The 20274-nt window shown below is 59.1% G+C and carries 20 protein-coding genes; all 20 read right to left on the bottom strand.

All coding sequences use genetic code 11. The features are described 5' to 3' along the window. Nucleotide 1: 1 nt before the first annotated feature. The 20 genes from fliR to ACSQ2Z_RS18760 all read right to left on the bottom strand — a co-directional run bounded on the left by fliR (nucleotide 2) and on the right by ACSQ2Z_RS18760 (nucleotide 20238). The gene (fliR, locus tag ACSQ2Z_RS18665; RefSeq protein WP_436082577.1) at nucleotides 2-754 is read right to left on the bottom strand and encodes a flagellar biosynthetic protein FliR; all 753 of its coding nucleotides are present in this window, start codon (nucleotides 752-754) and stop codon (nucleotides 2-4) included. Continuing rightward, complete coding sequence (gene flhA, locus ACSQ2Z_RS18670; RefSeq protein ID WP_436082578.1) at nucleotides 751-2838, bottom strand: flagellar biosynthesis protein FlhA; 2088 nt, start codon at nucleotides 2836-2838, stop codon at nucleotides 751-753. Before flhA ends, fliR begins: the two co-directional genes overlap by 4 nt. A gap of 166 nt (nucleotides 2839-3004) precedes the next feature. Further along, nucleotides 3005-3271, bottom strand: coding sequence for a flagellar biosynthesis protein FliQ (gene fliQ / locus ACSQ2Z_RS18675; RefSeq protein ID WP_264262964.1), 267 nt, complete (start codon nucleotides 3269-3271; stop codon nucleotides 3005-3007). A gap of 6 nt (nucleotides 3272-3277) precedes the next feature. Further along, nucleotides 3278-3688, bottom strand: coding sequence for a flagellar hook assembly protein FlgD (gene flgD / locus ACSQ2Z_RS18680; RefSeq protein WP_436082579.1), 411 nt, complete (start codon nucleotides 3686-3688; stop codon nucleotides 3278-3280). Then, nucleotides 3679-4128: a flagellar biosynthesis repressor FlbT gene (gene flbT / locus ACSQ2Z_RS18685; RefSeq protein WP_436082580.1), complete on the bottom strand. Its 450-nt coding sequence runs from the start codon at nucleotides 4126-4128 to the stop codon at nucleotides 3679-3681. The genes flgD and flbT overlap by 10 nt, the downstream gene beginning before the upstream one ends. Beyond that, complete coding sequence (gene flaF / locus ACSQ2Z_RS18690) at nucleotides 4125-4472, bottom strand: flagellar biosynthesis regulator FlaF (RefSeq protein ID WP_018324193.1); 348 nt, start codon at nucleotides 4470-4472, stop codon at nucleotides 4125-4127. The genes flbT and flaF overlap by 4 nt, the downstream gene beginning before the upstream one ends. Nucleotides 4473-4509: 37 nt before the next feature. Then, nucleotides 4510-5562, bottom strand: a complete 1053-nt coding sequence (locus ACSQ2Z_RS18695) for a flagellar hook-associated family protein (protein ID WP_436082581.1) — start codon at nucleotides 5560-5562, stop codon at nucleotides 4510-4512. 2 nt (nucleotides 5563-5564) lie between these two features. Continuing rightward, complete coding sequence (flgK, locus tag ACSQ2Z_RS18700) at nucleotides 5565-7013, bottom strand: flagellar hook-associated protein FlgK (RefSeq protein ID WP_436082582.1); 1449 nt, start codon at nucleotides 7011-7013, stop codon at nucleotides 5565-5567. Nucleotides 7014-7033: 20 nt separating this feature from the next. Next, complete coding sequence (locus ACSQ2Z_RS18705; RefSeq protein WP_436082583.1) at nucleotides 7034-8251, bottom strand: flagellar hook protein FlgE; 1218 nt, start codon at nucleotides 8249-8251, stop codon at nucleotides 7034-7036. 114 nt (nucleotides 8252-8365) lie between these two features. Next, nucleotides 8366-9037 (bottom strand): transcriptional activator Rem, encoded by a 672-nt coding sequence (gene rem, locus ACSQ2Z_RS18710; protein ID WP_436082584.1) that lies wholly within the window; start codon nucleotides 9035-9037, stop codon nucleotides 8366-8368. Between the two features lie 282 nt (nucleotides 9038-9319). Beyond that, a complete protein-coding gene (locus tag ACSQ2Z_RS18715) occupies nucleotides 9320-9886 on the bottom strand; it encodes a transglycosylase SLT domain-containing protein (RefSeq protein ID WP_436082585.1) in 567 nt (188 codons plus the stop codon). Then, nucleotides 9822-11402, bottom strand: coding sequence for a flagellar hook-length control protein FliK (gene fliK / locus ACSQ2Z_RS18720; RefSeq protein WP_436082586.1), 1581 nt, complete (start codon nucleotides 11400-11402; stop codon nucleotides 9822-9824). The genes ACSQ2Z_RS18715 and fliK overlap by 65 nt, the downstream gene beginning before the upstream one ends. A 2-nt stretch (nucleotides 11403-11404) precedes the next feature. Next, complete coding sequence (gene motC, locus ACSQ2Z_RS18725; RefSeq protein WP_436082587.1) at nucleotides 11405-12706, bottom strand: chemotaxis protein MotC; 1302 nt, start codon at nucleotides 12704-12706, stop codon at nucleotides 11405-11407. A 3-nt stretch (nucleotides 12707-12709) separates the two neighbouring features. Beyond that, nucleotides 12710-13915 (bottom strand): flagellar motor protein MotB, encoded by a 1206-nt coding sequence (locus ACSQ2Z_RS18730; RefSeq protein WP_436082588.1) that lies wholly within the window; start codon nucleotides 13913-13915, stop codon nucleotides 12710-12712. After that, nucleotides 13912-14568 (bottom strand): hypothetical protein, encoded by a 657-nt coding sequence (locus tag ACSQ2Z_RS18735; RefSeq protein ID WP_436082589.1) that lies wholly within the window; start codon nucleotides 14566-14568, stop codon nucleotides 13912-13914. Before ACSQ2Z_RS18735 ends, ACSQ2Z_RS18730 begins: the two co-directional genes overlap by 4 nt. 536 nt (nucleotides 14569-15104) lie before the next feature. After that, complete coding sequence (locus ACSQ2Z_RS18740; protein WP_436082590.1) at nucleotides 15105-16079, bottom strand: flagellin; 975 nt, start codon at nucleotides 16077-16079, stop codon at nucleotides 15105-15107. Between the two features lie 329 nt (nucleotides 16080-16408). Further along, nucleotides 16409-17386, bottom strand: a complete 978-nt coding sequence (locus tag ACSQ2Z_RS18745; RefSeq protein ID WP_436082591.1) for a flagellin — start codon at nucleotides 17384-17386, stop codon at nucleotides 16409-16411. 273 nt (nucleotides 17387-17659) lie between these two features. Further along, complete coding sequence (locus tag ACSQ2Z_RS18750) at nucleotides 17660-18637, bottom strand: flagellin (protein WP_436082592.1); 978 nt, start codon at nucleotides 18635-18637, stop codon at nucleotides 17660-17662. 321 nt (nucleotides 18638-18958) lie between these two features. Further along, nucleotides 18959-19696 carry a flagellar type III secretion system pore protein FliP gene (gene fliP / locus ACSQ2Z_RS18755; RefSeq protein ID WP_436082593.1) on the bottom strand — a complete coding sequence of 246 codons (738 nt, stop codon included), beginning with the start codon at nucleotides 19694-19696 and terminating at the stop codon, nucleotides 18959-18961. Continuing rightward, nucleotides 19693-20238: a flagellar basal body-associated FliL family protein gene (locus ACSQ2Z_RS18760; protein WP_436082594.1), complete on the bottom strand. Its 546-nt coding sequence runs from the start codon at nucleotides 20236-20238 to the stop codon at nucleotides 19693-19695. The genes fliP and ACSQ2Z_RS18760 overlap by 4 nt, the downstream gene beginning before the upstream one ends. Between the last annotated feature and the right edge of the window lie 36 nt (nucleotides 20239-20274).

Genomic DNA, 20274 nt, shown 5'->3' on the forward strand with positions numbered 1-20274 from the left:
GCTAGCTCCCTTGCATCACCGGCGCAAAGCCGTCGGCGAACAGGCGCAGCATCGCGGCGATGCCGAGATAGAGAAGGAACATGCCGCCCATGATCAAATAGGGCAGCGAGATGAAATAGAGCGGCATCTGCGGCGCCAGCTTGTTGACCATGCCGATGGCGACGTTGAACAACAACCCATAAATGAGGAAAGGGCTCGCCAGGCGAAGCATGATGTAAAACGTCGTTTCGAGCGCATTGGTGAGCGTTATCAGTACGCCCTGCGGGTCAAAGCCGGCCCCGAGCGGCATCACCTTGTAGGAATCGACGAGGCTCGACAGGATGACGTGGTGGAAATCCAGCATGAAGAGGACCATCACGCCTGCAAAGCTGATCAGGTTGGTCAGCTGGTTCTCCGCCGTATCTTCGAGAACGTCGGAGGTTGGCGGCGCGTTGAAACCGATCATCATCGTGATGACCGTTCCGGTGAACTGCAGCCCGAGCACATAGTAACGCGCGATCAGGCCGATGACGCTGCCGACCACCGTTTCGGTGGCGATGATGTAGATATAGGTATGCCCCTTGCCGGAAATCTGCGGATAGATGTCGTTCCACATGATCGGCAGCACGGCCATCGAGATCGCCACAGCCACGAAAAGGCGGATCTGCACGGGGACGCGCGCCGTCGAGAAGCCTGGCATGATCATGATGCACGCGCCGATCCGGCAGAATGCGGCAAAAAGCGCCAGCACCGTGCCTTCAGGATCGGAGATCATGAGATGGAGCCAATGATCTTTATCTCGAGACCCTTGGCAAGCTCGACGTGGCTGAGGACGGGCAATGTGGCAAACAGGCGCTCGATGATCATGCGCACATAAGACCGGGATTCGGGCGAACTTACCAGTACGAATGGCATGCCGCGATCGAGATGTTCGCGGATAACCTTGGTTGCCTGCTCGCTGAATTCTTCCAGATGACGCGGATCGATGTCGAATTCCACGACTTCGCCCTTGGCGTCACGCTTCAGCGCCTGGTGGAAGACCATGTCCCATTTGTTGCCGAGACGCAGGACGCGCAACGTGCCGTTGTCGGCGAGATCGCCGCAAAGTTGCTGCGACATGCGCACGCGCACATGTTCGACGATCTGCTCGGTCTTCCTGACATGCGGGGCGAGTTCGGCAACCGCTTCCAGAATGAGATGCAGGTTGCGGATCGAGACGCGCTCGGCGAGCAAGAGCTTCAGCACCGCCTGCAGACCCGAATAGGACATGTGCGAGGTGCAGATTTCGTCCGCCAGCTTGCGATATTCCGGGTCGAGGCGCTCGATCAGGATCTTGACGTCCTTGTAGGACAGGAGCTGCGGCAGGTTGTTGCGGATCACTTCGGAGAGATGCGTCAGCACTACCGAGACGTTGTCGATCGGATGGAAGCCCTCGCGCTTCAGGTCTTCGGTGAAGGTTTCCAGGATCGACACGGCCGGCATGCCGAATGCGGGTTCGCGGATGTCGTCCCCCGGGACACTGGGTTTACGGCCGCCGCCGGTCACCACGATAACTTCGCCGACACGGACCGTGTTCGAGGCGATCGTCGTTCCATGGATACGGATATGATAGGCCTTGTCGGGAATGCCGATATCGTCCGACACCTTGATTTCCGGAACGATGAGGCCGTACTGACCGGCGAACTTGCGGCGCATCTTGCCGACGCGGAAGGCCAGTTCCTGATGGGCGCCGAGGAGCCGGGTGGAGACCTGCTTGCCGAGCAGAAGCTCGATTTCCGCGGTCTTGAGGACGGATTTGACCGAGTCCTTCTCGCTGTCCGTCTTCTGCTGGGCGGTTTGCTGCTCCTGTGCGCGCTTGAGCTTGTTGGCCGCTTCGAGTTGACGCGGGATCATCCAGCCGAGGAAAGCCATGCCGCCGCCAAGGAAGGCGAACGGAATGAAGGGAAGACCCGGCATCATGGCCAAGAGCAGGAGCAAGCCGGCCGCCACCATGAGAGCGCGCGGATAGCCGCCGAGCTGGTTGACGACCGCCTGGTCCGTCGATCCGCTCGTGCCGCCGCGCGATACGAGCAGACCTGCGGCCAGCGATACGATCAGCGCCGGAATCTGCGACACCAGACCGTCGCCGACCGAGAGCTTGACGAAGACATCGGCGGCCTCGCCAATGGACATGTCGTGGCGGGCATAGCCGATGATGATGCCGCCGAAGACGTTGATGGCGGTGATCAGCAATCCGGCAATCGCATCACCGCGCACGAACTTCGAGGCACCGTCCATCGAACCGAAGAAGGAACTTTCCTCTTCCAGTTCACGCCGGCGCCGTTGTGCTTCCTTCTCGTCGATCAGGCCGGCGGAGAGGTCCGCGTCGATCGACATCTGCTTGCCGGGAATGGCATCGAGGGTGAAGCGGGCGCCGACTTCGGCAATACGCGTCGCGCCCTTGGTGATGACGATGAAGTTCACCGTGATCAGGATCAGGAAGACGATCAGACCGATGACGAAATCGCCGCCCATGACGAGCTCCGCGAAGCCGGCGATGACGCCACCGGCTGCGTCGTGTCCTTCATGCCCATGCGAAAGGATGACGCGCGTCGTCGCGATGTTGAGCGACAGACGCGTCATGGTGGAGATCAGCAGAATGACCGGGAAGGACGAGAAATCCAGCGGTTTCTGAATCCACAGGGAAACCATCAGGATCAGAATGGAGAATGCGATGGAAAAGGCCAGCCCGATGTCGATCAGGAACGGCGGTATCGGCAGAAAGAGGATCGACAGGATCGCCACGATGCCGAGCGCAAAGCCGATATCACGGCCTTTCGGTGCGACCTTCGGGATGACCAGAGCAGGAGGTGTTGCCATCGGAAGTTCCGTCTCTTCATGAGAGGCAGGCAGCATTCATACCTGCTGCCAATACTGACAACAGACCTAACGCTTCAAACTTGCGCGAAGGTGGCATCGATGACGGAAAGAAAGACAAAGACGCTTTTCATGACGCCTGTTTTGCCGGAGGTTTGCCAGCGGCGCGTCAGAAACCGGTCTGGATGCGGGAGAAGACGATATCGGTGAAGATGGAAATCTGCGAGCCGACAAAGGAAGCCGAAAGCGCAACCGTCACCAGAACGGCGAGAATTTTCGGCACGAAGGTCAGGGTCATTTCCTGAACCTGGGTCAGCGCCTGAATGAAGGCGATGACGACGCCGACGACCATGGCGGCGAGAACGGCAGGCCCGGAAGCGACGACGACCGTCCAGATCGCCGCCTGCACTATATCAAGGGCATCCGCCTCATTCATCAGCTATCACTTCACGGTAACACCCGGGCCGACGGCAAGCTCCTTGCCGGTATCAAGCACCGCGATGATTCCATCCGAGTATAGCTTCACTTCCTTGACGACGCCAGTTGTCTTGCCGTCTGCACTCGTCACCGTCTTGCCGATGACGGCATTGGCTTCGCTGAGCGAGGTGCGCTGCAGGAGGCTTTCGAGGTTGGTGTTGGTCTTGATCGTCTGCTCGACCTGCGAGAAGGTCGCAAGTTGCGCGATCTGCTCGGTCGAATCCATCGGCTCGGTCGGATCCTGGTTTTTCATCTGCGCTACGAGCAGCTTCAGGAAGCTGTCGTAGTTCAGGCTGGCCGAAGCCGCATCCGTGGTCGAACTCGAGGTCGTCGTCGACGCAGTGGTGGTGGTTGACGTTACGCCGCTTACCGCCATGGTGCGATCTCCTTGCGAATCTGCTCGACCGTTGCCGGGGTGATTTCGTGGTTGTTGAGGATGCGATCCTCGACGGCGTAGAGCCCGCGGATCGCCTTCAGGGCGTCGAAGGCCCGGCCCTGCGTGACCATGCTGTCAATGCGCTTGAGTTCCGCCACGACGTCTTCGTTCTTGAAGCAGTTCAGCAGCATGACCACCGACTTGCGGAACATGTTGGTCGACTGTTCGGCACCTTCCGGATTGATCAGGATCATCTGGGCGATGAAATAGAGTTGCCTCAGCGGCGTGTTGGCATCTTCCGGCTGCAGAACATGGTTTTCGAGCAGGAATGTCACGTCGTTCAGGAATTCGACAGCGACCTTACGGTCGACCCGCAACACCGCCCCGTTGACAAAAATCCGTTCGCCCGACTTCAGCGAGATACGCAGTGTGCTTTTCATTTGAGTCCATCCCTGATGATGGTTGTGATGTCTATGATGCCCTGGAAATTGGAGGATTCGCGTTTGCGAATCTTTTCCGTTTCGCCCAGAATCCAGATGGCGATGGAAATAAGGTTGGCGCGCAGTTCGTCGTTCAGCTGATTGTCCGACGCGCGAAGATCCTCGATGAACCGGATCCAGACCCGCCGGGTGTAGTAAATCGCCTCGATGGCCTCCCTCGAGTACCCTTTCTGCTGTTTTGCTGCTGCCAGCAGCGCAATCGAGCGGTCGAGCACTTGCCGTTCGCGATCCTTGGAGTCGGCGACGCCGTCCTCCATGATCTCGGCGTATGAAAACTGATACATTCAGACATCCTTCATGTTTGTCCTGGTCCCCGCCGCATCAGAGGAAATTGATCAAGCTCAACTGCTGAAGCCGCGAGGTAAGCGTGTAAGAAGTCTCGATCTGCGTCAGCAGCGTGTTCATGCGCGTCGACGCTTCGTAGGTATCGATCCCCTCAAGATCGGAAATATGCGTCGTGACGAGTTCGATCTGTGCTTCGAGCGCGGTATTGGCCTTCTTCACCCGTGCCTCGGAAATACCGAGATCGCTGCGTTGCGCGTCGATCCCGGAAATTGCCTCGCCGATATAGCCCATCGCCGCGGTGCTGACGGTGGCGCGGACTTCGGCGCTGACAGCCGCGCCAAGCAGTTCCGTGGCAATCACACTCGCCAGCGCGAACTTGCGCATTCCGCCGGAATTGGCGGTTGTCGAACTCGATACAACCTCAGTTGTCGAGATACGGCTCGTCATGGTCCGGTCGGATGCCTGAGACCAATCGGTTGTCCACTGCGTCCCCATATATAAGGGTTCGAGCGTATTCGTGATGAAGTCGTCCATCTGCGACTGCGTAAAGTCGCTCATCGATGCGATGCCGTTTACCGACATGTAGGTCGCAAGTTCGGTATCGAAGGTTGTCTTCGCAGCTGAGACGGCGGGATCGTTGTAATCGGCAATTGGTTTCACGTCGGTATTGACGCCCGAGAAGAGGTATTCTCCGTTGAAAGAGGTATTCAGCGCCGAGCTGAAGATCGAAAGAGCATTGGTGACCTCCGTCTTGGCGATCGCCAACTGATCGGCCGCTTCGCTTCCGCTCAGGCCGATCAGCACTTTGTTGATGGACTGGGCCGCATCGGCGACCGTCTCAAGTGCCTCCTGTGACGCGGCAAGACGCTGCGTGACAACGGCGTTGGTGGTGTTCAGCGTCTTCATCCGCGCCATTTCGCGCTGGAGGTCGAGGGAGCGCGACGTTGAGCCGCCGAGAGCCACGCCGACATCGGCGTGACGACCGGTCGTGACTTCCTCCTGCAACTTGACCACTTCCGCCTGCGACTGCTGGATCGTCAGCCGCATCGCATTTTGGACAGCCAGGTTCGAAACGAAGGACGTCTTCATGATTACCTCACAACTTCCAGCAGGGCCGCCATCATGGCGTCCACGGTACTGACCAATTTGGCCGATGCCTTATAGGATTGTTCCAGGTCGAGCAGCAGCGAGAGTTCCTCGTCCATGCTGACGCCAGTCTCGTTGTTCAGCGCTTCCTGGGTGCGGGACAGCAGCGCCGTTTTGTTGTCATTCGCGGTGGAAGCGCTGCTGCGCAGGTCTTCGAGCCAACCGACGGACGACGTTGCGAAATCCAGAATGGTGCTATCGCCGTCAAGACCTGTCGCCGTATCGAAGGCCAGGTTACCGCCCATGGCGGCGACATAGCTGTCGATCAGGTCTGAATAGCCCGCGCTGCCACCCGTGTTCTGGATATAAGTAACGCCGTTGAAACCACCGTCGCGAACGAGCAGCGGATCAGAAAGCGCCAGCGCATTGACCTGGAGCGTGGCGGCGATACCTGGCTCCACGGTTCCGGCGACGGGCACGGTCGCGGGCGGCGTCGTCGGCGTCCAGGTGAAAAGACCGGGCAAGACGGTCGTGCCGTCGTCTTCCTTGAACAGTTCCACCAGTCCGCGCGCAACTTCATCCAGCTGCGACTGGAATTTCGGCGCGATCTCATCACGCAATTGCAGCAGTGCTGAAAGCTTTCCTTCGCCGGAGGTGTTTCCGCCCGTACCGGCCGCCACCGGAACGCCATCGATGAAAATCTTCTGGCCCGCCGTCGTCGCGCCGAAACCGGCGGTTGAAGCGAATGTGACGCTGCGGGCCGTATTTTCGAACAAAACCGTGCCGTCGGACGTGTAGATGACAGTGTCGTTGTTTGCCCGCGACACTGTCGAAATGCCGACGATCTCAGAAATCTGCCGCAGCAGCTTGTCGCGCTGATCGAGCGCTTCGCTGGCATCCGCACCCGAAGCGGTCGCTGTCAGGACGCCGTTGTTGGCCTGTTCAAAATCGGCCAGCAAACCGTTCAGCGTATTGACCGAACTGGCGATTTCCTTGTCGGCTTCCAGCCGCAGGTCCTGAACCGCAGCCGAAGTCTTGTTAAGCGAGTTCGCCAGGTCGTTTGCATCCGACACCAGCGTTGCCGCTATCGTCGTGTTGCCCGGCGTTGAAGCGAATGTCTGCAGGCTGTCGCGAAACGTCGCCAGATAGGTGGAAGGCGACGTTTCGTAGTCGTTTCCGCCGAGCGAGGATTTCAGCGTCTCCAGGCCCGCAAAGAGTGTGCCCTGCGCGGAAGCCTGGGAGATGCTGACAATGTTCTGCTTGAGCAATGCATCATTCTGCGCCCGCTGAATGGAGACAACCTGCGCTCCATTCAGGCTGGTGCCGAGCATTGCCAACCGCCGCGAATAGTCCGAATTGCTGGCATTCGCGATGTTCTTCGACACGATCGCGGTCTGCTGCGCCGTGTTGCTGAAGATCGAATTTGCGGTGTTTATCGCAGATGACAGAGACATGGCAGAGCCTGTACTTTCAATTACCGCTTCAGGTTCACAAGAACGTCGAGCAGGTCGGCGCCAGTCTGGAAGACCTTCGAGTTCGCTGTGTAGCTGCGTTGGGATTCGATCATCGCCGTCAGTTCGTTGGCGATGTCGACGTTCGAGCCTTCAAGCGCGCCCGACTGGATGCTGCCGAAATCGCCGGAACCGGCGAAACCCGTGACGATGACGCCCGAATCCACCCCCTGCGAATAGACGTTGCCCGACTGTGGGACGAGGTTGTCGGGGCTCTGAACGTTTGCAAGCGCCACGCGGTAGCGCGGATCGAGATCGCCGTTCTCGTATTTGACGTAGACTATGCCTTCGTCGTCGATCTGGAAGCCAGTCACCTTGCTCGGCGCATTGCCGTCAATGGAGCCGCCATCCGGATTGAACTTGTAGCCGAGCTGTGTGGTCTTGCTGAGGTCGATGGTCAGCGATGCAAGGTCGGCGCCGGTGCCTGGTATACCGCTTATCGCAGTCGTCGTTACGGAGGTGTCGGATGCGGCCGCCAGACTCCCGTCGGCGTTAAATACGAGATTTGCCGTGCCGAGCGACGCTGCGGTTTCACGATCTACCACGTCCAGCGTCCACGTGTTGTCGGCGGTTTTTGTGTAGGTAAAATCAAGCAGACGCGCATTGCCCTGGCTGTCGAAGACGCTGAGCGATGTGGTCGACGGATCCGTTACCCCGACTACATCCGCCGAGTTGAGGTTGGCACCCATGGAACCCGTGGTGGAGCCGGAGGCGATCAGACCGTCGGACGAAAGATTGACCTTCGTCAAACCGTCGAAGCCGTTGACGACGACTGTCGGGTCGACGCCTTCTTCGTATTCATAACCCATCAGGGTGTAGCCGGCGGAATTCACCAGATTACCGTCGCCATCCGAAACGAAGGCGCCCGCGCGGGTAAGGAAGTTCGAGCCGTTTTCGCCCGAAACGATGAAGAAGCCGCCGCCGTTAATGGCCATATCGGTGCCGGACGTCGTAAAGGTCGTCGGGCCCTGCTCGGAAATGCTGTAGCGGACTTTCGTTTCAACGCCGCCGGAGTTGTAGGCGCCGTTGCTTGATGGCAGGATCAGGGACGAGAATTCCGTCGATGCCCGTTTATAACCGGTTGTATTGGCGTTGGCGATGTTTTCAGAGACGGTGCTGAGGCGGTTTGCCTGAGCATTCATCCCGGAACTACCGGTTCGCATCATTCCGAAAAGACTCATGTCCGATCCTCGTTTTCGTCGTTATGGCAACTCTAGGAAGTGGGCCTTGCGTGAACCTGTCTTGGGAGGCCGGATCGGATGCCGCCACATCCGAAACCGCCGACATGACAGTCCTCAGCTCCAGTCGATGCAATAGCCGAGGAACCGCTTGGAATCGATCGGATCGAAGCCGAGCCGCTTGCGCAGCTTCTTGCGCAGCTTGCTGATGTGGCTTTCCACGACGTTCTCTTCGACGTCCTCATCGAAAATGCCGTAGATGGCGTTGAAGATCTGGGTCTTGGACACACGCCGTCCGCGGTTGGAGACCAGATATTCGAGAATACGGCGCTCGCGGCGCGGAAGGGCGAAAACTTCGCCATGCAATTCCGGATCCCGGCCGTCGGAGAAAACCCGGATCGGGCCTATGTCGGTGTAGTTCGCCAAGGCCTTGAGGCGGCGGCGGATGGCCGCTGCGCGGGCAAGGATTTCCCGGGGATGAACCGGCTTGCGCACCACGTCGTCGACGCCGCAGTCGAAGAACGCCAATGTCGTCTCCAGCGAGGGAGAATCGCTGATGGCGATCACCGGCGCCGAAGACCGGTCCCGGATGGCACGGGGGAGGCTCATCGCCTTCTCGCCCTGGCCGATCAGAAACGCCTCGACGGCATCGATATCGGTGTCCGCCGCTGTTGAAACCCAGTCGCCAAATTCACTTGGATGGAACCCTGTAGAGGGCACGCCCTCCCGTCCAAACAGTGAAGTATATCCGTCTTTCACAAGCTCTCGCTCATCAACCACTACGATCATTCGTCCGCCTCCGAATCAGTATGGTGCCTCGATGGGACAAGAGATACGAATCGGCGGATTCCTGAACAACTATGGGAAGTTAATGGCTGAAATTAATACTAGATTAAGATTTCTGTACCGATTTGATCTATATGTAGTACGTACGCCAGAATGGGACACTAAAATTTATGAGGAAACGTTAACGCTTCATTAAGAAAAGCGTTTGCGGTCATTTTTCGAACGCAATGTTGACGCAATTAGACGGCGCATAAAAAGATCAGGGGGAATCTCCTTAAGGTTGCGTCAACGGCAGAAATTCGAGGCGTTTGGCGTCCACTTTCCATAGCCTGTAGCCACCAGATTTGCGATCACGCGGCAGACATACTTCTTCTGCGCGGGGTCATTGTTGGGGCCGGCATGATACCGGGCAACGGCCATCGTCCAGGTCTCGTGCCTGGCATGGAGATTAGCTAGGAAGCGGGCGGCGTATTCGACGTTTTTCCTCGGGTTCAGCATCTCGTCCGGCGAGGCAAAATTCTCGCCGTGGAAATGGTAGTTGATCTGCATGCAGCCGAGGTCGATCAGCTTGGCTCCTTGCGCACGGGCGGCGGCAAATCGCTGCAACACCTCTTCGGCGCTGTTGGCGAAATAGGCCCTCCCCTCGATGTTCATGGCAAAAGGCTGGAGCGATCCCTTGCGGCCGGTTTCCGTCAGACCAACGGAATAAAGAATACCGGCCGGAATCCGGTATTTCGCGGCGGCGGCCGCGATCTCGCTCTCGCAAGCGCCTGTATTGGCTTCAGCGTTACATATAGACGTCGCCAGTCCGGCCAGGCTCAGCACCAGAAGACCCGTCGCTCGTACCTTCATTGCCCGTCCACCTTCCGCCACCCTGTTCCTGGCTGCCACTACCGTTGCGCTGCTCCCTGCCCGGGGCCGGACCGTCTCCGGCTGCCTCTCGGCCTTGCTGGCCCATCTGGGACTGTTCCTGCGGATTGTTGCCGCTGGAGCTATCCGAGTTGTTGAAGACAACGCTGACCTGATCCACGGCGAAACCCTGCGCACGAAGCGCCTTCACCATCGCATCCTGATCGTCGCGGAGCTGGCGGAAGGCGTCGCCGGTCTCCACCTTCAACTCAACCTGCAATTCGTCGTCCTTGAGCCGCAGCGTGGCCGTCACTGTGCCCAGATCGATCGGATGCATCTGGATCTTCAGCGTGTTGAGAACCTTGCCGGTAGAAGCCTCCGTCAGCGGAGCCGAAGCCGCCGTGCTCTGCTGGAGTGCGTTCACCCATTCCGGATTGCTAGCGATCTGGCTCGTTATCGCCGACGCATTGCTGGTGGGTGCCAGGCCGAGATAGCGGCGCGCTTCAACGACAGTCACGGTTTCTGTCTTGGCAGTTGTCATTGACGCGGCGCCTGCCTTGTCCTCATCCGACGCCACATTCATGGACAGAACCTGACCCTTGCCACCTGCGCGGGCGAAGCGGAACAGCTGATCTGACCCTGCCTGCGCAGCGTCCTGGACGGCGTTGACGTTAGCCTCCGAGCGGACCGGCGCTTTCGCCGCCGCGGCGTCCTTCGAAGCTGCCTTGGTCTTGCCGGCACTCTCGGCCAGCGCCTGGAACTCGGACAGGATCGGCGTTGTGTCCGCCTGCGCCGTTGTGCCGGCGTCCGTCGGCTTCTGCGCGGCGCCAAGGAGCGCAAGCAGATGGCTAACATCGGCGGGCGCGGTATCCATCGCCGCATCGGCGTTGTCGAATGAATTCGCCTGCAATGTTTCGTCCGACGTCGCTGCCTTGGCATCGCTGCGTTTCGAGAGCTGCGCCTTCGGATCCTTCAAGAGGCCCTTCAACTTTTCGCCAGCCTGCTCATCCAGTGTCTCACCGGCACCGGCTGTCGCATCCACGCCAAGATTGGCTAGACCGATGGAGGCCAGGAGACGGGCTTTGTCCTCGGAAGGCGTCAAAGTGAACTGTCGGCCCGGAGCTTCCTGTTCAACGGTTGGCTCTTTCCCGCTCTGCGGCATCAGCATCTGCTTCGCAGCAGCACGGAAAGCGGCATTGGTGCTTGCCAGCGCGGACTTCATCTCACCGTCACCTTCCGAACCGGGCAAGGACAGCGAGTTGTCCAGCTCGAGCGCGACGGTATCGCCAATGGACACGGCATCGGTCGTGATGACAGCGGTCGTCGGCGCCTGCGTGCCGGTTTCCGTCGCCGTCTTTCCGCTGATCGAAATCATCGGCTGCTTTTTTTTGCCGGCATCGGCAAAGGCATTTTCGAAAGCCGAACGCTGACCCGCCGCGTCCGCTTCGTTTTGCTTGCCGCCAGACTTGGCTGAGCGGATCGGGGCCGTGCCCAAAAGGCTGTCGTCCACAAATGCCATTTCTAGTCTTCCCCCTTCAGGAGAGAATCGATCTCGTCGAGTTTCGAGCGACCTGTGCTCAGAAATGCATCGAGAACCGGATCGGGCGGGCTCGCTTCTAATGCTGTCATCGGCTGTGTCTCTCCCGCTTGCGCGGCACTCAAGACCGCACCGGACGCCGGTGCAGCAAATGGGCTTTCGCCGCTGCCCGTCTCCGGTCCGCTTTCCCCCACACTGATTTCGGAAGCGACATTAGAAACGGACGCTTGTGCCAGGCTTTCTGGATCGGGCGCACGCAACACTTCCTGTGCGACGACTGTTGCGGCCTCACGCAACGCGCGGTCACGCGGAGAGAGCTCCGCGTCAGGGATGGAGTTGATCCCCTTCACCGCTTCGAGGATATCCTGGGACGGAACGCCGGCGAGCCCGGAATAGAGGTTGGCCAGCGCCTTTGGGCCTCCATCGGCGACGTCCGAAAGTGCTTGGGCACGCCGGGAGGCAAGGGTCGCGAGTTCCTGCATACCGCCGATAGCCGCGCGCCGGGCAATGCGCAGATAGACCTCGCGCTGCCGGGGTCTGTCCATGAAACCGAGAATTTCCTGGATCTTATCCTGTTCGGCGTAGTTTGCGACCGCCAATTCGACGAAGACATCGGCGAACTGACTGGCATAAGGAGATGTCAGGAAACGTCGCGCATAGGACAGGGAATAGGCAAATCCCTTGTCCGGCATGTGGCCACGGGTCGCCAGCGCGATCGACCGCCGCAAGGCGGCTTCCTCGATATTCGTGCCCGGCGCCGTCAGCCGCGCCCAATCGTAGTCTCTCATCGATGCGGCGGGGTCCTGCTGCGCCGTGCCGTTGCCGAGAACCAGATAAAGATAGGGGCCAATCCGCGCGTTCCGGTATTCCGGAATGGCCTTCTCGAGGTTCTCGACCATAAGCCCGCCCTTGCCGGCGAGGTAGTGGCTCAGCGCATCGACGACGCGGCTGTCGAAATTGCCTTCAATATCGCGGTCCGCAAGATAGGACAGCGTTTCCGGGTTGCCGCCGCTCATCGCGTAGATGAAAGCTGCGTCCACGTTTCTCGGGTCATCGAAAACGGAAGGATCCGCAGATCGCAGGCGCTTGTCGATCGCGCCGAGCATGAAACGTTGCATCTCGCCGGCTGAATGATCACCAAGCACGATCGAATCCTGGATATACTGCAGGGACCGCAGCATCTTGTACGGCGCCAGATCCTCCAGAGCGCCGGCATGCGCCGCGAGGCCCGGAAGTGCCCCGATGGCACAGGCGCCGAGAAAGAGGTTGCGGATCGCCTTCAGCATCGGTCAGCCCTGATTTGTCTGCAGCAGGATTTCGATACGCCGGTTTGCCGGTGCCAGCGGATCCTTCGGAACCTGGAGACGCTTGTCCGCGAAGCCGCTGATCTGGCTGACACGGCTTTCGGCGAGACCACCGCGAACGAGCATGTAATAGGCGCTCTGGGCACGGTCGGAAGAGAGCCGCCAATTATCGTAGACGCCCTTCTTGAAAGGACGGCCGTCGGTATGGCCGCGGATAGCGATCGCGCCCGCGCGCTCGGACAATAGCTTGCCGATCTTCTCCATGGCGATGACCATGTCCTTTTCAGGTACGGCCGAGCCGACACCGAACATCGGCGTGTCTGCCTGCTCGCTGATCGTGACAAGAAGCCCGCCCTCCGTCGGCGTCACCAGCAATCCTTCGGCAAGCTTGCCGGCAGACCCACCGATTTCCTTCTCGATCTCGGCCTTCAAGGCCTTGGCGGCATTGTCATCGGGGTTGGCCGACATAACCTGTTCGGGCTGAGCAGCCTGGTCTTTCATTGCCGCGCCGGACTGGCCTTGTGGAGCGGTAACCGAGGCGGCCTCTTTCGAAGCGTCGGCCGGCCCATCTCCGGCTTTAGCCTCGAGGCTGTCGCCGCCCTTTTCAGCATTCTGCAGTTCGACCTGCTTCGTCCAGAAATCCGGATCGAACGGGTCGCGATAGGCCTCGCCGCCCTCTGCGCCCGTCGCCGGACCGGAGGTAGACGCGCCACCATCGCCCTTGGCGCTGATATTGGCATTGCGGCCCGTTTCGTTGACGATTTCGGACAGGACCGAATAGGGATTTTCGAAGAAATCGGCGTCGGAATACTGGGTTTCCTCACCCGACGTCGCCGTCAGGTCATCGCCATTTTTGGCCGAACCGCCGGTCCGCGTCTCGGTACCGTTTACCTTGGACTTCATCTGGTCTTCTTCACCCTTGGCGTCCTTGGCCGGCTGCTTGACGCCCTTTTCGGACGGCTTGGCATCGGTGAGCTGCACAGGGTTGAAATAGGAGGCAAGTGCTGCCTTGGTCTGAGGGTTGGCCGCATTGATCAGCCACATGACGAGAAAGAACGCCATCATCGCCGTCATGAAGTCGGCATAGGCGATTTTCCAGGCGCCACCATGATGACCGTCGTGGTTGCCGCCATGACGCTTGACGATGATGATTTCGTTCTTGCCATGGTGGTGGCTTTCGTTCTCGCTCATGCCAGCACCTTCCTGACCGTATCGGCCCAGGCAGCCATTCGTGTCACCAGGATCGAATCGCCGAACTCAACCGAGAGGTCGATATCGGCAGTTTCCTGATGGCGGAAGATCAGTGTTTCATCGTCGAGACGACGTTTAAGCGCCTCGAACAGAGTTAAAGGCCCCTTCACCGTAATTTTGGCGCCCTCGCCGGCACCGACCGAGTGGGCGATCATGCGCGCCAGATCATCGACGGATTTGCTCAGCAGCACCTCGTCCATCACAGGTGCCAAGACACGCGCCGTCTGGCCGGAAAGCATGGTGGCGAGTTGGGACCCCATGTCGGAGAAGCGATCATAAATCATCGCTGCGATTTCATTGTCGCAGCGTATGCGCATGGCCTCCAGTTCTGCAGCGTGGCGCGCGGTGAGCGCGGCGATTTCCGTTGCGTGCAACGAAAGCTGCTCGGCTTCCGCTTCCCGGCGCCCTTGTGCGAATGCGTCTCGGCGCTCTGCCTCGATATCGATCTGCGGTTCGGCCTGCTGCTTCATGGCGAAAGCACCGTCGGCTGGAAAGTCGTCATCGAGGTCCGGGAAATATCGCGGCGGAACCATCGAGAGATCGACCTTGGGAGCGCTGAAATCCTTGAGGTAGCGGGAAATGGAAGCGCTCATCGGATGCCTCCCGCGGTACAGGCCATCGTTTCGGTCACGGCTTGGCCCGCCCCCTTTTCGGTTGCTGGCGGCATTTGGCTAACGGGCCTGAAAACAATCGACTGTGACACTTCCGGAATGTCTCCTTCAGGACCCTGCGTAACGGCAACGCCGCACGGCCCGAACATTTTCAATCGGTACCGGCTCGCCGCCCGGAGAGCCCGGTGGCGCAGGCCGCATACAACGGCAGCACAATATTCATATTGCCTGGCAACCCGGACGAGGATGGTTGCGGTTGGAGACTACCCAGCCAAACTTGTGCGAAAATGTAGGTCGGAAATGTAATGAGAGGTCTCGATGACAGGCTCCTATCATCGAGACCTGCTATGAGGTGTTGGACCGCGCTCGGGCAATTAGCGCGGTCCAACCGTTTCCAACCACACCGATGACCGGCGGCACGGCGGAAAGACTTGGTCGCGGCCCCACAAGGGGGCGGCGATGAGCTAGAATGACGCAGCCCGGAACTTTGCCCACCGTTCCGTGCGCGAAGAGGAAACTTACTGCTGGAACAGGCGCAGGATGTTTTCGGAGTTGGTATTGGCGATCGAGAGAGCCTGGATGCCCAGTTGCTGCTGCGTCTGCAGGGCCTTGAGGCGCGTTGACTCTTCGTTCATGTCGGCATCCACCAGACGGCCGACACCCTTGTCGATCACGTCCATCAGGTTGGCGACGAAGTTTTCCTGCATGTCGATGCGGCTGGTGATGGCGCCGAGGGTCGATGCGGCGTCCGTCAGGTTGCTGAGCATGGCATCGACGGCGCTGATCATGCCTTCGAGATCAACATCGAGGGTCGCGGATGTGAGATCGACCAGCACCGAGCCGGTCGGCGCGGTGCCGCCGGAAACCAGGATAAGGTGATAGGTCGCGTTAGCCGTACCGGTGCCGACAGCAGTGCCCTGCTCGACGGCGACGCCCTTGGTGAGCTGGCCGAGCGAGGCGTCCTGGGTGTCGATCAAGATCGACTCAGCCGTGTCGTAATCCAGCGTCGTGACGGAAACCGAACCATTGGTCGAACGGTTGAAGGACGCCACGATCGACTTGGTTCCCGCCGGTGTCGTCGTGTCGTTGTAAAGCCAGTTTTCGCCAGAGAAAGATGCCGATTCGGCAGCGGATGCGAGCTGGTTCTTGAGTTCGCTGAGTTCCTTGTTGATCTTGGTCTTGTCGACGCCCGGTTCGCGCGCGGCGACCAGCTTTGCCTTTATCTCGGAGACGACGTCGATTGCCGAACTCATGCCGGCGTAGGATGTGTCGACCTTGGCAGCACCCAGCCCGAGCGCGTCCTGAACGGTCGACAAGGCGGCGTTGTCCGATCGCATCGTGGTCGCGATCGACCAGTAGGCGGCGTTGTCCGCTGCAGTCTCGACGCGATAGCCGGAGGAGATGCGGCTCTGCACGTCTTCCATGTTCGTGTTGATCGAACGTAATGTCTGGAGGGCGGCCATCGCCGCAGAATTGGTGAGGATGCTGGTCATTGGTCATTGCCCCAGTTCGAAAATTAAACGGAACATTCCGGATTGATGACCGGTAGCGACGGGACCAGCGTCATGCAAACTGCCCCATGTTTAGCCCAAGGGCAGCCTGTCGCTCTTAACGAACACTTAACGGTCACATGGTTAACAAACACTTAACGTCGTTAGCAAGTGGGTAATCAAAATGAACGAAAATAAACCTGAATTGCCGAATCCTTAACGCCGGTGACAGCCAGAGCACAAAAATCGCAAAAGCCGCGCCCCTTGCGGGACGCGGCCTATTGGATAACCGGCGGGGGATTCCCGCCGGCTTTGTCGTTTCCCTGATCCGATTAACGGAAGAGCGAGAGGATGTTTTCCGAGTTGGAGTTGGCGATCGAGAGAGACTGGATGCCAAGCTGCTGCTGCGTCTGGAGGGCCTTGAGGCGGGTCGACTCTTCGTTCATGTCAGCGTCGACGAGACGACCGACACCCTTGTCGATCACGTCCATCAGGTCGGCCATGAAGTCGTCCTGCATGGAGATGCGGGTGTTGGTGGCGCCCAGCGTCGCGGCGGCATCGGTCAGGCTAGTCAGCATCGCGTCAACGGCGCTGATCATGCCTTCGACGTCATCGTCCAGGGTCGTTGCAGTCAGCGCAACCAGCACCGAGCCGGTCGGAGCTGTACCGCCGGAAGCGAGAACGAGGTGGTAGGTGGCGTTGGCGGTACCGGTGCCGACAGCCGTACCCTGCTCGATGGAAATCGCCTTGGTCAACTGACCGAGAGAGGAGTCCACGGTATCGATCAGAACCGAGGTGGCAGCGTCGAATTCCAGAATACCAACCGCAACCGCGCCGTTGGCGCCACGGGTGAACGAGCCGACCATTTCCTTGGTGCCGAGGGCGGCGGCAGATCCGGAGTCGCGGTAGAGCCAGTTTTCACCGGAGAAGGAAGCCGACTGGGCGGTCGAGACCAGCTGGTTCTTGAGCTCGGTGATTTCCTTGTTGATCTTCAGTTTGTCAACGCCGGGTTCGCGGGCAGCGACCAGCTTGGCCTTTATTTCGGAGATAACGTCGATCGCGTTGTCGAGGCCGGTATAGGCCGTGTCCGTCTTGGCAGCGCCGAGACCGAGAGCGTCCTGAACCGTGGAGAGCGCCTTGTTGTCCGACTTCATGGTCGTTGCGATCGACCAGTAAGCGGCGTTGTCCGCAGCCGTTTCGACGCGCAGGCCCGAAGAAACGCGACCCTGGGTCGTTTCCATGCCGTCGTTGATCGAACGCAGGGTGGAGAGTGCTGCCATTGCAGCCGAATTGGTGAGAATGCTCGTCATAGTAAACTGCCCCTTTTGAACAGGTGAAATGGAAGGGACATTCCGGTCGTTACCCGGGAAACAGCAGCCAGCTTCATGCCTGCTAACGCGTTAAATTTCTTGGTTAACCCGCCGTTTCGATGGTCATAGAAAACACCAACATGGTTAAAGAAAACCTAAAGGCGGAAATTAATTTTTGACGGCCAAGAAAAAACCGCACCTCTTGCGAGATGCGGTTTTCTGGAGGTCGCGAAGCGGCCGTTTGGGGGGATGACCGCCCCGCGCCGTTTTCGATTAACGGAACAGCGACAGGATGTTCTGCGAGTCCGAGTTGGCGATCGAGAGTGCCTGGATGCCGAGCTGCTGCTGTGTCTGCAGGGCCTTGAGGCGGGTCGACTCTTCGTTCATGTCGGCGTCGACGAGGCGGCCGACACCCTTGTCGATCACGTCCATCAGGTCGGCCATGAATTCATCCTGCATGGAGATGCGGGTGTTGGTGGCGCCCAGCGTCGCAGCCGAGTCGGTCAGGCTCGTCAGCATGGCGTCAACGGCACTGATCATGCCTTCGACGTCGGCGTCAGCAGTCGTGGAGGTCAGAGCAACGAGGGTCGAACCGGTCGGAGCCGTACCGCCGGAAGCGAGAACGAGGTGGTAGGTGGCGTTGGCGGTACCGGTGCCGACAGAAGTGCCCTGCTCGACCGAGATAGCCTTGGTCAGCTGACCGAGCGAGGAGTCCACGGTGTCGATCAGAACCGACGTCGAAGCGTCGAATTCCAGAACGCCGACCGCAACCGAGCCATTGGCGCCGCGGGTGAACGAGCCGACCATTTCCTTCGTGCCGAGGGCGGCGGCAGATCCGGCGTCGCGGTAGAGCCAGTTTTCACCGGAGAAGGAAGCCGAAGTTGCCGTCGAAACCAGCTGGTTCTTGAGCTCGGTGATTTCCTTGTTGATCTTCAGCTTGTCGACGCCCGGTTCGCGGGCAGCGACCAGCTTGGACTTGATTTCGGAAACAACGTCGATGGCGGCGTTCAGACCGGTATAGGCCGTGTCCGTCTTGGCAGCGCCGAGACCGAGAGCGTCCTGAACCGTGGAAAGAGCCTTGTTGTCCGAACGCATGGTCGTTGCGATCGACCAGTAGGCAGCGTTGTCGGAAGCGTCGCCAACCCGCAGACCGGAAGAAATGCGACCCTGGGTCGTTTCCATGTCGGAGCTGATGGAGCGCAGCGTCGAGAGCGCTGCCATTGCAGAAGAGTTCGTCAGGATGCTTGTCATGGGGTTGTCCCTCTAGATACAAAATACAAGATTGGGGGACATACCGGACTAAAATACTTACCGGTGATGACGGCTCGGCATCATGCCACTCGGCCACCTGTTCGTCAGGCGGTCCAAATCCGTCATGTGAGGGTAATGTCGCAGGCAAACATTGCAATTTGTTTAAACGCAATCGCAATATTAGCTATTACTCATTTAATAAACGAACACAGCCGAACCAATTCGACCTTCAATTTCTACATATAATTCAATGGCTTGATTTATTCCACCCAAGCGCACGCGTGGTCGGAAATTGACCGTCCGTTAACCACGTCAATGAGATCAGCTGAAAGACCGCACGAGGCTGCCGACGAGCAGGTTCCAGCCATCGATCAGCACGAAGAAAAGGATCTTGAACGGCAGCGAGATCGAGGTGGGCGGCAGCATCATCATGCCCATCGCCATGGTGATGGTCGCGACGATCAGGTCGATCACCAGAAACGGTAGCATGATCAGAAAGCCGATCTCGAAACCGCGTCTGATTTCCGAAATCATGAAGGCCGGCACGACGGCGCGAAGATCGACCTTGCTGTCGACGACGACGGTCTGGCCCTTCTCCCTGGCAATGTCGATGAAGAGCTGCAGATCCTTGTCGCGGGTATTGGCGAGCATGAACTCCCGGAACGGCTCCGAGATGCGCGTCATCGCCTCGGTTTCGTTGATCTGGTTCTGCAGCAGCGGATTGACGCCGTTCTGCCAGGCACGATCGAAGGTCGGCGCCATGACGTAGAAAGTCATGAACAGGGCGAGGCTGACCATGATCATATTCGAGGGGGTGGTGGCGAGACCCATGCCGGACCGCAGGATGGCAAAGGCAATGACGAAGCGCGGAAAGCTCGTCACCATGATCAGGATACCCGGCGCGACCGACAAGACGGTCAGAAGGCCGAACGTGCGGATGATCCAGGACGCAACAGAGCCGTCGATGGGTGTTTTCAGGATGTCAGCAGGAAAGCCCTGCGCTCCCGCGATACCCGACATCGCCATCATGGCGGCTATGAATGCGATGGTCCGAATCATTGAATAACGAATGTCCTGAAGATAACATTGGTTACGCGCCCTTCGGAGCGCAGGTCAACCCGTTCTTCTATGTCATCCTTCAGATACTGAAATCCGCGCGGCCCCTGGATCTGCTGCAGCGACACGGTCTTCATGTAAGCCGCAATATCCTGATGGATCTGCTCGGCCATGGCGACGTCAGGTGCGCCCTTGAAAAGCAGCGCGATTTCGAGCCGTATCCAGTTTTCGGTAGGGTAAGCAAGATTGGTCGTGATCGCGTCGAGTTGAACGACGCCGTTGGCTTCGGTGGATATCCGCGGCAAACCTTCGTCTTTGTTGTTGCCTTCTTCGCCGCCCGCCTCCTTGGCTTTCTTGTTGGCAACTGCGGCTTTCGCCTCCTCGATCATCTTGGCTTCTTCCACACTCAGCGGCTTTGGCGCAAGGGCGCCGCCCACCATCCATCCGCCACCGCCGGCCAACAGCGTCAGAACGACAAGCGCAGCGATCGTCATCACCTTCGATGACCCCTTGGGCGCAGGCGAAGCCGTGTCGAGATCTTCCATGTTCAAATCCATCTCGTGTTGTGCCGCGGGACGCGG

The sequence above is a fragment of the Pararhizobium sp. LjRoot235 genome, from assembly GCF_964254145.1.
Lineage (GTDB): Bacteria > Pseudomonadota > Alphaproteobacteria > Rhizobiales > Rhizobiaceae > Pararhizobium.